Raw genomic sequence first — 14,538 nt, 5'->3', positions numbered from 1 at the left:
GGCATATCCTCCCTCGCTGCGCTCGGTCCGGTATTCCACGACCCGGCACTACACCGGCTCCCGCTCAAACGGGATCAGAGCGCCGGAACGGCAAGGAAAAACGACCAGGTCAGAAGAAACACACGACCTCAATAACGCACGGAACCATCCGGAGAAAGCGAGTCACCGATGACACCACAACAACACCCCTTAGGAAGCCTCGACCCACTGCTGGTCGTGGTCGTTCTGGTTGCCGTCCTCTTGGCGCTGATTGGGGTGGGCATCGCCCTCGACCGCCGCGCGAAACGGCGGCGACACCGCGACGCCCAGCCCGGTCGAAGGCGCAGCAACTGGCAGCCCACCGTCGAGAACCACCAGCCGGCACCCGCGGGTGAAACCCGCCGTCCACGCCGGAACACCACATCCAGCTAACCCATTCGCTGCTAGCAACAAACAGAAGGAGACCCACACATGACCATCACGGAAAACCCCCAAGACAGCACCGCAACGACCGGACCCGTCGCCGTCCCGTCGCTGTCCGAGAAACCATCCACCACAGGCAACACGGCAACGCTCTCACTCGCCGAGCAGATCGATGCTGCAGCCCGGGCATTCGAAACCCCGTTGCGCCCGCGCCGTCGGTTCCGGGAGCTGAAACGCAGCACCAAGGTCACCATCGCCGCTGCCGTCGTCGCCGCTCTCGTCGGCGTCGCAGCCGGCGGATACGGCATCGCCACCGTCATCGCCCGCGACAACATCACCCAACTCAACCACCAGCTCGGAGCTGTCGCGGCCGCCGACAACACTGCACACATCCGATACGACGCCGCCTACAAGCAGGCCGCCGCATTCAACACCACCGTCACCGCGCTACTGGCCGGCTCAACCGGGCTCGTCGACGCGGCCGGCCGCGCCGAACTGGGCAAAGCCGTCGCGCTGATGCACACCTTCCTCGCCTTCGCTCCTGGACACCCCGTCAACGCCAAACCCACCGCGAATTCGGGCGCCGACCTGATCGCCGACCTCGACGCTGTCCAGAAAGCACAGCAGACGCTCGAGACTGCGAAAAGCACCGCATCTGCCACAGCGAAGATCCCGCCGGCATACCAGCTCGCCCAGAAGCGGGTCGACGACGCCCTCGCAGCGATCGCGAAAACCCTCGACACCCCAGCCACCGCAGTACTGACCGCGAACCCCAAAGCCGACCCCGCCACCCGTGCAGCACTCAGCACCGCCGCAACCGCCGCAGAACACGGCAAGACCGCGGAGCTCCCCAAACTGCTCACCACATACTTCGCAGCAGCGAAAGCGGTCACCACATCCCAGACAGCCGCCATCGCAGCAGAAGCCGCTGCAGCCGCGGCGGCAGCCAACGCCCCCACCTACACCGACCCCACCACCGGACACACCATCCACAACCTCCACTACAACGGCGGCGGCGGAGGAGGGAACGGAGGCTACGGACACAACGGCAACACCGGCGGCGGACAAACCGGCAGTGGTGGTAACCCCGGCGGCGGTGGAACCGGCGGTGGCGGTGGCCCCGCCCCGGTCGACCACACCCCCCACGTCACCGCCAACGGCAATTACCAGCCCGGCTGCGATGGGTCACTCATGTACACACAGTCCACCAGCTCTGGCGGCGGCATCATCATCGACGTCCCCTACGCCTACACCTACAAGACATTCCCCACCGACGACGGCTGGGGGCTGAACGTCTACGCCTGCTAGTGCTGTGCACAGGGCAGGAAAGAGGGGGAGATCGAGTGGCATGACCACCCGATCTCCCCCTTCTTCTTATCGGTTAGGCGACCCGGTTTCGCCGACGGGCGATGAGGGCAATCGTGATGCCGGCGATCAGTAAGAAGGCGGCCCCCCCGCCGAGCGCCCAATCGAGGGCGGTGTCGGATCCGGTGTGTGCGAGGTTGGGGCTGACGACGAATTGTTCGTCGTGGCAGTTCCCGGTAGCGATCACCCGGCCGATGCTGTCGCGGGTGACATGCACGAACCCGTAGCGTCCGGCCGGCAACGCTCCAGTGTCCTTTGTGGTGTCGACCTGGTTGGTGGCCCGGCCGGCGGCAAGCGACACCGCAGCGAGGATCTGGACCTTCGTGCTGGCGTCGCAGACCAACTGGTTGGCCCCGTCAGACTGCTTGTAGAGCGTGACCGTGGTGGTGGTGCCGGCAGGAATCCAGCCGGTGACATGGAGGGTGTCGTGCCCGGCCTGCCCCTCCATCAACGTAGCCGGCGGGGTCGAGGTCACTGACGGCGGCGCGATGCGTGTCTGCTCGCTCTTGTCCCCGCATGCGCCCTGACTGAACACCGTGCCGGTGTCGTGCAGCGAGGCGGTAATGACCCAGTTGATTGCTGATCCGACTGGTGTCCTCGGATCAGTCGTGAACGTCCCGGACGGATACTGACCGTCGGTGGTGGCGTGGACCGGTGTCGCGCTCGAGTAGAGAAGCGTCGACGCGTCACACAACGGCTGGGCGCCGGGCTTCTGCAGGTAACCGCGGAAGGTCAGGTCGACGCCGTCCACCGGTATCGGCCCCGCCACGATAGCCGTGTCATAGGTAGTACCGCCGGGGCCGGTAGAGGCCAGCGCTTTGCTGGTCACGGTCGGGCCGACGATCTTGACCGTTTCGTTCGAGATTCCGAAGTCGTCTGACCAGGGCGCGATGTCACCCTGGTACTGGGGCGGTTGGGCGGCTTTCTCGATACTCCACTGCATGGATACGTAGCCGGCCTTCCACCCCACGTTCACCGGCGGTGCGGTCACGGGATCCAGATCCGGGACCGTCGCCTGAACCGTGTCCAACAGGACTGCATCCTTCGGCAGCGTTTTCGACTGAACGGGCTCGTTCGGGGTGTAGTAGGCGCGACCTGTGAACGTGACCGGGATTCGGGTCCCATCAGCCTGCAACCACGCACCACCATGCACCGACGGTGTCAACAAATCCGACACCTCCCCGCCCAGCGCAACCTCCTGCGAATCCAGGCGCTGCACCAAATGGGCTGCACGCGACTGATCCGCTGACGGCGTCAACGACGTCGTCACCTCCACATCCGACGGCACAACACTCGTCTCCGGCACCTGACCAAACTCGTCAACAAACGAGTAGTCGGCCGGAATGAATAGCTGGGTGTTGTCCGCGGTTTGGTTTGCGTACTTGATCGACCACACCCAGTTGTAGTAGCCGGATTCGCGCACCGCCGTGTCGCTCCGTGCCTCATAAGGAACGGTCGGACCCTTGGCTGAGCTGGTCAGCAGATTTGCGTGCCCGGCGACCAAGGTCCCGGGCGGGACCACGCCGGGGACAAACGGCGAGGCGGATGGGCCGTAAAGGGTGCCGTCTGCCTCGACCTCGCGGTACAGGCCGGAAAGTCGTTTCACCCAGGGGTTGTCGACGGTGTGCCCGTTGTAGGTGAACGGTGCTGTGGCGAATGTGATCGTGTCGGTCGGTTTGTCGCCGGCTTTGACGATTTTCGTCGACACCTGGGTGGTGAGGACGGGTGCGAACAGGGTCGTCCGCATGAAGGGGTCGCGGCCGCTGATCGGGTAATTGTGTGTGCGGGTGGTGGCGGTCCCGGCGAGGAGTCTCTGCTGGCTGCCGGTGTCGAACTGTTCGAGCTCGGCTGCGGCACTACCGGACACTTGCACCGAACCAGTCGCGCTGATCTCGTACGAGGTCGCGTTCGCTGGCGGGACGCCTTTGACGGCGACCTGCTGCCCGTTGGTGAGACCTGTGATCGTGTTCGTGCCGGTCGCGACGAAGATGCCGTTGGTGAGGGTTGTGGTGGTTGCCACTCCCCCGGTCGCGCCGATGTGCGCGGTCATCGTTCCCGTGTAGTTGTTGTTGTTCACGTTGAACGTGTAGCTGCCGGTGTCGGTACCTCCACCGCCGACGTTCTGGTTCGCCTGCGCGTACGCCCACACTTCCTGGAACTTGGCGGTGATCTCCGGGTGGGAGGAGCTGATGTAGGCCAGGCCCTCTGCCTCGGTTCCCGGCTGGACTCCTCCGCCGAGATTGGATCCGGTGTAGGCGTAAATGAGGAAGTCGAACGCCGCGCGGTCCACAGCGGTCCCGTGCCCGTACGCGGCATACGCACCGTTCACTCCGGACATCGCAGCACCGGAGAGGACGTTGCCGGTGTCCGAGGTGAACGAGGTGATCGTGTACCCGGCACCGGTGTTCCCCGACGGCCAACTCCGGCCGGGATCCGCGCAATACGCATCCACACCGCCGGGAGCCGTGTAGGAGCCGGCGTACCCGCCGAACTTGGTCGCCCCAGCGATCCCCAAGCCCTCCGACGCCAACACATCAGGGGTCTGCGGCTTCAGGGCGGCTGCCGACGCTTCCGAAGCGCCGGCGGTGCCGAGCAGGCTCAGGCCGGCGATCGTCAACCCGAGGATCCCGGCGACGCCCTTCCGGAGAATGGTCTTCTTGTGTGTTGTGTTCGGTGCGGCCGCGCCGAATCGTTTGCGGTGACCCATAGGGGCTCCTTCGTTGCATTGAGAAGGACGCGACGCGTTCGCATCCACCTATATACGCAACGAAACGACCCAAACGGGGTCGCGAGTTTTCCCGACCGGCAGGTGCATCTCAGTTTTGAGGCAATTCCGTCCGCAATGTGTGCCGTGCAAGGCGCAGCAGCCGGGTGGCCATCTCACGTCTCTTCGCGAGCACCGCCGTCGACCAGCCATGCTCGTCCGCGATCGCCTCTGGTCGGCCGTCCGCGGCTGTAAACGATCGATAGGGTTCCGGCAGGAACACGCCAGGATCGGAGACATCGCCGCCACCGTCGGCGACATGCAGCATGACCGCACGGACGACCTCGGCATAAGGCCGGAGCCGCTTCCGCGCCTCCTTCAGTTCCTGCCCCGAGTCGACGCGCGTAGCAAACGATGCCACAACCTCATCGCCCACCTCCGCACTGACATGATCCAACAGTCGCCTCATGAAGTCAGCCCGCTCGAAATCTTCCGTCCCTGCCGAAGAGCAGAGCGTCTGTTCTTGGGCGCACCACGCGTGCTGCGCGCGCTCACGTCTCCCCTCATCACCGAGGAAACGCACCAGGTAGCTACTCATCAGCTGCTTGACGTACCGCACAGCCCCGCCGGGGTCAGAATCAATTGGCAACTGAACAAGGCGCTCGTACGCTAATGCGTGAATGTCCGCCAGCACATGCGGCACGAGTTCCACTCGGCCCGCGTCCAGCAACCGCCGGACTACCAAACCTCGCCACTGCCACATCGTCTCCGCGATCGCCCGCAACAACTCCCCTACCGGGTCATTCGCCTCCGCAGGTAGGAAGACGAACGGTGGTGCGACGTGGTCAATTTCCACCCATTGCTCGAACGCCAGCGACATCAGACAGACGCTGTAAGCGTTCCCGCCTGGAACGCCCGATGCAGCGAGTTCACGAACACCCCAACCACTTCCGGCTCAAGGTGCGCGACCCACTCCCACACGCATGTGTCCAGCTGTCCCGGCTCTAACCCCAAGACGCGGAGAGTCTCGGCCACTGCTTCGCGATTCACCTGGGCCTGTCCGGCCCGCAAACGCGCACGAGGCACCAGTGCCAGAGCATCAGCAGGAACATTCAGAGATTGTCCCCACTTAGGCTGCGTCGACATTGTGAGGCGACGTTGGTCAGGTATAGGCGATAGCCAAGTCGCCGAGGGCGCGTTTAACGTCATCCCTTTATCCTGCAAGATCATGTTTAAAGTGTCAACCATTTGCGATGGCTCGGCGTTATCGGCTGAGTCGGCCAGCGGTGTGGCGGGTCCGGCGAGTAGCTGAAAGAATCTGGCGTGCCCAAATTTCTTCGCCCCGAGTCCGATGACTGGTCGGATGAGGTTGCACTTGCTGCTGAGGTCTTTCGGACCCCCGTTCGTTTAGTGCTGCTGACGCGTCTTCGTGACCAGGGTCCGCAGACGCGATCGGAACTCGTGAACGGTTCGGGTTTCGACGCGGCACCCGTTGCGCGATCGCTGAGTTACTTGGAGAGCGTTGGGCTCGTCGAGATCGACGTGCCTGCCGGGCAGCGACTAGGGCGTCCAGTGAGATACGCGCTGGATCGTCGCCGGTGGAATGATCTCGTCATCGCGTTCAAGCGCTACCTGGGTGAGGCTCAGTAGCCCATCCCCTCGCCGCCGGTCACGGGGATGGTCGCCCCCGTCATGTAGGTGCTTTCGGAAACCCAGCGGATCACTTCCGCGATTTCAGATGGTTGCGCTATGCGCTTGAGCGGAATTGTGGCCACTAGCCGGGCGAGCTCCTCCGGGTCGGCCTGGGCCAACATGGTTGTGTCTGTCGCTCCCGGAGCGACCACGTTTATCCGGATTCCTTTCGAGCCATACTCGCGCGCGACAGACCTCGCGAAACCTTCGAGGGCGGCCTTGGAGGCGGTGTAGTGGCTCGATCCAGCGATACCGGTTCGAGATGATTCTGACGAAACGAGGACGATGGAGCCACGTCGCTGCTTGAGCATAGTTTTCAGTGCAGTCTTCACGGCATGGATTGGGCCGAACGTGTTGACGTCGAACATGCGTCGCAACGACTCATCGCTCATTCGGATCAGCATGTTCTGCTCTGCGATACCTGCGTTGACGATCAGGGTGTCGAGGCCTTGGCGCTCGGCTGCCTCCGTGATCGCGGCTTGGACGGAACCAGGGTCACTGGCCTCGCAGTAGAAGGGCAGGACCCCGTCTGGAACTGCGGAGTTTCGATGGGTCCCAGCTACGGCGTACCCATGATCGAGAAATGTTCTTGCAGTGGCTGCGCCTATCCCCCGGGTGACCCCGAGGATGAATGCGGAAGGCCTTACGTGTTCGTCGCTCATAGTGCTTCTAGTTTGAACGTATATTCGCTCGCAAGTGTGACTGCTGGATAGCGGCGTGCTGGACATCACTTTGTTAGATTCCGATTAGCAAAGGTGTGCAGCCATGCCCATCAGCAGTCCAATTGTTTCTGCAATCTGCGCAGCTTCGCAGCCCAAGTCGGCAGCGGTACTTCGCGCGTTGCGAGACGCCCAGGGTTCCTCCTCGTGGCCGCTGCTTAGAGCGACTGCACAGTTGACGGAACCCGAGATGCGTCTTGCCCTCGACTGCCTGCACAGGGCCGGGCTTGTTGCCTTGAGCGAATCGGTGGTGCGGCTGGATGAGGAACTTCTGCGCGTGTCACTCGATTGGCTCGCCGCATAGCGATAAGCATGTATAACATGACCATGGTTGGCGGAGCATCGGAGGCGAACGTGAATACTGACACCGGGACCCAGGATTCCAAGGTCGATTCGATAGGCGAATGGGTCATTTGCGGCCTCGAGTGGGTGGAGCATGAAGAGCGAGAACGTCCGATCCTACTTGCCGTCGGAGATCGAGAGTTCGGCGGCTCCAGTCCGCGGAGGTCGCTCGACCAGCGCTCGCGCGAGGTGATGTTCGCGCCGCTCGTTCACGCCATGACGACGGGCCAGGATGCGCGAAACTTGACCACGTATCGCGAAGCGCAGTTCGACGTTGTCGTTCGCGTCGTTCGATCACCTGATCGCTCAACCGTTCTTGGCGCATACGGGATTTTCGTTGAGGCGGGAACCAGCATTCCCGCCGCCCCCGTCATCGGGACGTGGCAATGGCATGTATTTCGCGACACCGGGACAAACTTTGACGAGAATGCGTCCGTATGGGATGACGCGCTATTCAGCCTCTACGAGTTCCCCCGAGATTGGGTCTCAAGCGTACGTGGGCCGGTGGGCGATTGGTTGTCAAAGTTGATAGCCACAACCGAAGATCGCGCAAAGATGAAGCGGCACATTGACACTGCTGTCTCGGCGGCCACACATCTCAGGCAACTATTCACATACAAGGTTGTAACTCGATATGGGACGGCGAATCCAGGTTTCAAGTACCTGTCTTTGTGCGGCCGTACGTACGACGACCCCGAACACACAGAAGCGCTCTGGATGAGGGGTTTCACGCGCGAGGTCAAATCAGCATCGGCCGACGTGAGCCACGGGCTTGCCCCAGTAAGCCCAGATGCACTCAGCGAGGCATTGACGGACGCAGCGTTCCGCCTTTCTCGCAACCTGGCTTTCGCAGCCGTGGATCTTCTGCAGGCGCGTGTGTTCTTGACATCTCCAAGCTGGAGCGAGTTCGGGCTCCAGCCAGACTATGAGGGCTCGATCACGGCGCTATTGAACGGGGAGGATCGGGATTCGCTTGAGAGGGCGCTCGATGACGTTTCTGCGGGCCGTGCCCCGGCCGAAGCCCTCGAGCTTGCCTTCATGGTCCCCGGCGGGGCCGCCATGAGGTTTATCGTCGAGGTCACTCACATCGACCCAGCTCCGAGCCGCTATCTCCTCGTGAGCCTCCGGCAGCTGGCCGGGGCCGCTTCGTGAACGATCTACTTGCCGGAAAGACGGTGTTGGTAGCTGGGTTGTACTCTCAGTCTTCTATTGCGTTCGAAGTGGCTCGTATCGCACAGGAGCAGGGCGCGGCGGTCATTCTGTCCTCGTTTGGCCGTCGCATGAAAGTTGCAGCAGCGATAGCGAAGCGGCTACCGAAAACGGCCCCCGTTGTCGAGTTCGATGCAACGGAGGAGCAAGATGTGGGTGCGCTCTCAGATCGAATCCGCGAGTACGCGGACTCGCTTGACGGTATAGCACACTGCATCTCTTCGAGTTATCCCGAAGTCATGGGTGATCGGTTCTTAGACGCCTCGTGGGACGAGGTCGCGCATTCCTTCCAAGTCTCGGCGTACTCGTACAAGTCGCTTGTCTCTGCATCCCTGGGTCTCCTCAACCCCGGTGCGTCGGTTGTTGGGTGCACGGTCGATAGCGAGAGCGCGTGGCGCATATATGGATGGGCCGGTGTAGCCAAAGGCGCGTATGCGTCGATCAATCAATATCTGGCGCTTCATTTGGGCCCGCACGGTATTCGGACGAACCTTGTTGCGGCCGGTCCTGTAGACACGACGACAATGCGGTCGATCGAGGGAATTGAGGATATTGACTCGCTCTGGGAGCAGCGCGCACCGCTTGCCTGGGATCGATCCACGGCCGTCCCGACTGCCAAGGCAGTTACGGCCCTCCTATCTGATTGGTTCCCAATGACTACCGGTGAGGTGCTTCATGTGGACGGAGGCTTCCATGCCGTCGCCTATTGACAACACGCGCCGCCGGTTCCGAGATTCAGATTCTGTTTGGCGCTACGTTGGCCGCATGGCAGCTCAACGGTATCGGGGCGGAAGACGAAGCAAGGGCGAGCGAGAGCAGCTCATCTCACGGGTTGCGCCGCCCATTGGCGACGCTGTCCGTGTGCTCGCGAACCAGAACGGCCTGACGGTCAATGACTTCATTGCGTCCGTACTCGCGAAGGAAGTCGGGTTGCCTGAGCTCGCGCCCGTGCGAGCTCTCGATAGTCGACAGGAGCTGCCTATCCCCGCTGCTTAACGAGAAAGGCCCGCCTTTCGGCGGGCCATCCCAGAATTTTACTCTGGAGCTCAAACCCTCTCAGCCGCCAAGCACGAGGTTCGAGCTTCATCCCAATAGTTTCCTTCTGAACGAAGGAGCTTTTACGTTCCCTTTTGAGAGGAGTTGTCAGCATCGTAACCCAGTTTTCGGGTTCTTGCACGTGCGCACGCGTCTCGCGTGTCGGCGTGTCGGCCGTGGTTTGCTCCGTCGCTTGTTGTGTCGACGTTGAGTTCGAGCTCTTCTCCTCCCCCGTTTCTTTGCCGTTGCCGCTGCGCACATTGTTGTGTCCGGCTGCCGGTTCCAGGCCTGCGTGCCCCGTCGCCATGTTCGGCGTGGTGCGTGCACAGCTCCTCATGGTGAGGAGGACGGTCGCTTCCTGAGTAGCGCAGAGCCCGTGGCCGGCGCCTAATACCGGCCCCTCACCTATACCGGTCTGAGCCCTTTTTGGGGTCTGACACATCGCATCTATTGAACGCCGAGTCACTGTCGGCAGTCTTGTTGCACCCATTTTCGAGTTGGAGGTAAATCACCCATGACGATCGAGTCGACGACGGTCTCATCGCGTTGGGAGGCTGCATGGCAGCTGACCCGGTTGATTTCGCCGCGCCCGGAGGTTCACAAGGCTGCGCGTGATGCGTATGGGGTTCCGGTGAATGAGTACACGCTCGCGCACGGTGTGGGTCCGGTGGTGCCGTTGTCGCCGTGGTTGGTGCATCTGGCTGATGTCGAGGGCAGGTATTGGTTGGTTCCGTTCGACTTCGACGTCGTCGTTGGTGATGTCGACGGTGTGGAGCAGGCGCAGGATCACGCGGATGCCCTGTCGATCCTTTTGGGTCAGTTGTCGATCGCGCACGTGGTGTGTGAGTCCTCGTCCAAGGGTGGACGGCATGTGTGGCTGGGTATGGCCGAGCCGGCGCCGGCGGAGCTCGTCGACGAGCTCGGGCGTGCGGCGAAGGCGGTTCTTCCGGCTTTGGACCGTGGCATGCTCTCCAATCCGCGTCGTGGTGGCGCGCGGCCGCCGTTGTCGCCGCACCGCAATGGGTCGTTCTCGCGGGTCATACGCGGAACGGTTGACTCTCTGGTGATGCCGTCGACGACGGTCGAGGATCTCCGCGCCCTGCTTGCTGCGCTCCTCGAGCGGGCACCGGCGTTGATACCCGAGGACACGGTTCTTGCTGGCGAGCTCCGTCCGGTAGCGTTCATCGGCCGCCGGCAGCTTTCCGCTCGGGCCGAAGCCGCGCTGCAGGTGCACCGCGGCGGTGACGACCCTTCTCGAACCGCGTGGCACGCGCTCCTGGTGTTGGCCTCGAACGGATTCACCTTCGAGGACGTCGCTGCAGCGGCAGCAACCGCGCCGAGCCTGGAGCACTTCCGCACCCGACGATCGGGCGACCGAGGCGAGCGACGACCCCGCGCGGCGGCCGAGGCGCACGCTCGCCTCGAGGACGCGTGGGAGAAAGTACAGAAGCACGTCCGAGTACGCAAAGCGGCACCCACCGGCGAAGCAAAGGACCTGGACACACTGCGGCTGCAAGTGGCGGCCGCTGAAGACCTCGCCGACCGGTTCCGTATCAATCCGGGCCGGTGGGGCGGCCGCTATGGCGCCCCCACCCGCCGCACCGTTCTCACCGGCCTCGCCTACCTAACCTTACGGACCGGCAAGACCGCCGTCGCCGCATCCACTCGCACCCTGGCTGAGCTATGCAACATCGACCACTCCACAGCAGCCAGGGCGCTCCTTTCGCTCGAGTCCGAAGGCCTGGTCCAACGCGTCCAGGGAGCGGAAACGTTGAACGCGGCCACCTGGTCTCTCACCCCAACTCGGGACTTTTCCACAACTCTAGATCTAGGTGCGACACAACCCTTAAACATCACACCCCGCCCCCCGACTGATTCGACTGAGCTCCAGGTCCTGTACGCGAGGCGGGCAGCGATTCTGGAGCAGTTCGAGAACTTCCTTAGCGCCCTGCAGCATGACGTCTTCACCTATGGGGGTTTAGGTCATCAGGCTGGCCAGCTGTGGGCGCTGATGCGCGCCGGATCTGCTTGGACCGTGGATGGTGTTGCTCGTATCTTCCAGATGACTCATGAACGTGCGACTGCCATCCTGTCCCGGCTTCGTCGCGTGAAGTTGATACGAGTCACCGAGGAAGGGTGGACCGGCAGCAGACGCGACTTCCGGCGCTCAGCGGCCGAACGCCTCGGGGTCATCGGTGTTCTGGAGGCGAGACAGGTAGGACACGAGGTCGATCGTGAGATCTGGCGATGGTGGCGTGCCGAGTATGAACGGATGACCACTCCCCCACAGCTGCGACCCAAACGCAGACACATCACCGAACGCACCCTGACGTGGACAGAATCGCCTGCGCGTTCTGGTGAGCGGGAGTGGCCAATGTATCCGAGGATCGCGGATGACCCTCGAGGTCGAGCGGACCACCGTCGAGCGCGCGCTGATGTTGACGCAGGACTTCTCGAAACCGGTTCGAGATGGACGCTCGGAGACTACAGACGTATGGACCGAGCTGCGTGAGTGAACCGTCTGTCTCCCGTCGGACATCGGCAGGCCGCCGGACTGCCGCGATGCCACGGTCGAAGCATGACTGGGTTAGCAACCGGGTGAATGTGCGGCCTTCACAGGCCACGAGCGGGGTCGCCCCTGGCATAGCGGGTTTTGCTGAGTGGGCGAGTTTCGCTTAACTCGTCGGTGCCCACCCTCGACGGGCACCGGACAGTTGTGGCGGGATTTGATAGGCCAAGGTGTCCCGCCACAACTGGCTCTGTGTGCCAACGCCTCTGAGCGAAGTTCGGAGCAAGGTTCAAGTAGGGCGGCTTTCGGTCGTCGGGTGAATCTGCGCGGCACTGCCTGCAATACGGTGTCCGCGTTTTCGGATGTGTTGAGGTATTTGATGTGGTGTGTCTCCGCCACGGTGGCGGGGCGGTGGCTGTGCGGCTTCTCTGGGCCCCGCCACCACCAAATGCGGTGGTATATCGTTCGTCCGGCGCAGTTCTCTCATGCCATCTTGCCGAGTCGGCCTGAGCCCGCTCCGGGGGCTACTCCTGCAGCTGGGACGGTGTTGGGGTGATTTCTACGCCTGCTGTTGGGCCGTGTGGTTGCCGGCGCTGGTGTGGGTGTTTTATCGGTTCGGGGGGCTCCTCGATCCTGCTCCCCCATGTGGTGGCGTCGGCGTCTCTTTTGCAGCGGATGACCGGCGCCACCGCGTCTGCGTCGGGCGGATGAGATTGTCGACGGGGTTCGGGCTTCGTCGACAATCGGGGGTTTCGTCACGGCGGTTCGAACTAGCGATCCTGATCGACCTCACGCGCCAGGGCTAATACGTGTCCTTTGCGTGGTTCGGACACGGTTGTGGTCGCGAAGCGGGGTTACCTGGGTGCGCGGGTCCGGGGTGGACCCCAATGGCGCTGCTCCCGACGGTGCCAAGTAGTTGTGGTGGGGCCGGTAGGGATGAGCGCCGAGCGGCCCCACCACAGCCTCCCAGCGGTCTCCGGAAACGGTGAGCTGACAATGCTGTGCTCTCCGGCCTGTTCGCTCAGAGGTGTGCTGATACCTGGGCGCAGGCTCGGAGCCACGTGGTGAGATCCCGTCCGGCGACAGTTATGTGCGTGTCTTGCGAATCAACCTTGCTCATGGTTCTAGTCAATGGCGGCTGACTGTTGGCCGCGTCAACCCTGGGTTCTGATTTGGATCCAACCAGAGGACTACGTGGGTATCCCCGTCAGCCCTTGTGAACGCCGCGGATGGACCTCTTCGCAGACGGCCGCACTTCGGGAGCATCGTGCACCATGGGGTGAAAACATCGTTCTACCCGCGGTTCGCCCACGATTCCGTGGCCTTCGCCGCTTTGCTGAGCGTTGTGGCGGGGCCTGGAATGGGATGAACACGGAAGGGCCCCGTCACACCTCAATGAGGGAAGCTTGCTGCCCTCCGGGCCGGTTGCTCGGAACAGCGTCCGGTTCGATCGCGCTCTCGCGTGGGTTGCTATCAGCACTGTGCAAGGGCCATTGTGACTTCGGGCGTGATGTCCTCGTTCATGCGTTCAGTTCACTCCGGCCAGCGCCCACCGGGCGTCGGCCGTAAGCGTGAACTCGCTCCGCCAAACGGATGACGGATTGTCAGTCTGCGAACTCTGCGGCGGCGGCGGAGAGCGGCAGAACCTCAACGGGAGAACCGTCGACTGACAGCACAGAGGCAGGCAGCAGTCCCGCCTGGGTGAAACGGACGTGTGGTACCGCGGTTTCCAACGATCGGTGTGTCCCGGTTGCTATCAACGAGTTGGAAGGACGAATTGATGACTGTCATTGACACTGCAACCGCACATGCTCCCCGACTCGTACCGGCAGCTGCGGACCCGCCGGCGAGGGTTCCACAGAGTCGTCGCATTCCGGGGGCGTCGCCTGCCCAGGAGTTTGGTGTGGGGTTGCCACTCACTCTTATGCGGTGGACGCGTGGACCGTACGGACACGAGTTGGAAACCGAGACCGGGATCCTGGTAAAGCAGTCGCCGATGTTTTGGGTCATCGACATCCACGGGACGCCAACCGCGCGCGATGCTGACGTATGGCGGACGCGACTCGAGGTCGATCGAATCCCCGACAGGATCGCCCACCTCACCGCGCGCATTCCCCGCAGCAACGCTAAATCCCAGGCGGGATCTAAGACGGAGACGGAACTCCTCTACGCGCGGGCCATTCGTCTCACCGGCTACCGATCCTGCGGGTACCGAGTATTCGAAACGATCCGCGAAGAAGACCACGACGGCGACACTTTCACCATCATCGACCGGCTCAAACCCCTCCTCGACCACCAAGAGAACGACGACGCCTAACCGTGTCCGACGTGACACTCATGCGGTCAGCATGTCGGCAGCAGAACTAGCCAGGAGTGGGCGGCCGAGAGCGGTGCGCGCGTCTTGCGACTCAACCTTGCTCAGGGATCTAGTCAGGGGCAAATGACGGTTGGGCGTCAACCCTGGGTTCGGGTTTGGATCCGACCAGAGGGCTCGTGCGAACAGCATCAGGTTGCGTGTGTCCGCGCTGCCAGTGTCTTACGCGAGCGGAAGAGCGCCGAAG

The 14,538-nt window shown here is 62.8% G+C and carries 10 protein-coding genes; 6 read left to right on the top strand and 4 right to left on the bottom strand.

All coding sequences use genetic code 11. The features are described 5' to 3' along the window. Positions 1 to 189: 189 nt before the first annotated feature. On the bottom strand, positions 190 to 354 hold the full coding sequence (locus tag ACIRCZ_RS19795) for a hypothetical protein (RefSeq protein ID WP_402856505.1): 165 nt from the start codon (positions 352 to 354) through the stop codon (positions 190 to 192). Between the two features lie 96 nt (positions 355 to 450). Between ACIRCZ_RS19795 and ACIRCZ_RS19790 the strand changes: the two genes are divergently transcribed. Next, a complete protein-coding gene (locus ACIRCZ_RS19790; RefSeq protein ID WP_402856502.1) occupies positions 451 to 1,710 on the top strand; it encodes a hypothetical protein in 1,260 nt (419 codons plus the stop codon). Between the two features lie 73 nt (positions 1,711 to 1,783). On the opposite strand, the gene ACIRCZ_RS19785 is transcribed toward ACIRCZ_RS19790, so the two are convergent. Together ACIRCZ_RS19785 and ACIRCZ_RS19780 are read right to left on the bottom strand one after the other, a co-directional pair. Beyond that, positions 1,784 to 4,474: a hypothetical protein gene (locus tag ACIRCZ_RS19785; RefSeq protein WP_402856499.1), complete on the bottom strand. Its 2,691-nt coding sequence runs from the start codon at positions 4,472 to 4,474 to the stop codon at positions 1,784 to 1,786. Between the two features lie 109 nt (positions 4,475 to 4,583). Next, positions 4,584 to 5,351 (bottom strand): hypothetical protein, encoded by a 768-nt coding sequence (locus ACIRCZ_RS19780; protein ID WP_402856496.1) that lies wholly within the window; start codon positions 5,349 to 5,351, stop codon positions 4,584 to 4,586. A gap of 443 nt (positions 5,352 to 5,794) precedes the next feature. On the opposite strand from ACIRCZ_RS19780, the gene ACIRCZ_RS19775 reads away from it, so the two are divergent. After that, a complete protein-coding gene (locus ACIRCZ_RS19775; protein WP_402856493.1) occupies positions 5,795 to 6,121 on the top strand; it encodes a hypothetical protein in 327 nt (108 codons plus the stop codon). On the opposite strand, the gene ACIRCZ_RS19770 is transcribed toward ACIRCZ_RS19775, so the two are convergent. Next, positions 6,115 to 6,825: an SDR family NAD(P)-dependent oxidoreductase gene (locus ACIRCZ_RS19770; RefSeq protein ID WP_402856490.1), complete on the bottom strand. Its 711-nt coding sequence runs from the start codon at positions 6,823 to 6,825 to the stop codon at positions 6,115 to 6,117. The genes ACIRCZ_RS19775 and ACIRCZ_RS19770 overlap by 7 nt on opposite strands. Positions 6,826 to 7,203: 378 nt before the next feature. Here ACIRCZ_RS19770 and ACIRCZ_RS19765 point away from each other — a divergent pair, with 378 nt between their 5' ends. The 4 genes from ACIRCZ_RS19765 (at position 7,204) to ACIRCZ_RS19750 (ending at position 14,294) form a co-directional block, all read left to right on the top strand. Then, positions 7,204 to 8,376 (top strand): hypothetical protein, encoded by a 1,173-nt coding sequence (locus tag ACIRCZ_RS19765; RefSeq protein WP_402856487.1) that lies wholly within the window; start codon positions 7,204 to 7,206, stop codon positions 8,374 to 8,376. Then, entirely contained in the window at positions 8,373 to 9,143 is a 771-nt protein-coding gene (fabI, locus tag ACIRCZ_RS19760) for an enoyl-ACP reductase FabI (RefSeq protein WP_402856484.1), read from the top strand. The genes ACIRCZ_RS19765 and fabI overlap by 4 nt, the downstream gene beginning before the upstream one ends. An 839-nt stretch (positions 9,144 to 9,982) precedes the next feature. After that, the gene (locus tag ACIRCZ_RS19755; RefSeq protein ID WP_402856481.1) at positions 9,983 to 11,980 is read left to right on the top strand and encodes a hypothetical protein; all 1,998 of its coding nucleotides are present in this window, start codon (positions 9,983 to 9,985) and stop codon (positions 11,978 to 11,980) included. A 1,954-nt stretch (positions 11,981 to 13,934) separates the two neighbouring features. Beyond that, positions 13,935 to 14,294: a hypothetical protein gene (locus ACIRCZ_RS19750; protein ID WP_402856478.1), complete on the top strand. Its 360-nt coding sequence runs from the start codon at positions 13,935 to 13,937 to the stop codon at positions 14,292 to 14,294. Positions 14,295 to 14,538: the final 244 nt, after the last annotated feature.

This window comes from Leifsonia sp. NPDC102414 (assembly GCF_044765685.1).
In the GTDB taxonomy this organism is placed as follows: domain Bacteria; phylum Actinomycetota; class Actinomycetes; order Actinomycetales; family Microbacteriaceae; genus Leifsonia.
The sequence above is the reverse complement of the archived record's forward strand: the minus strand, read 5'-3'. Positions and strand labels throughout refer to the sequence as shown.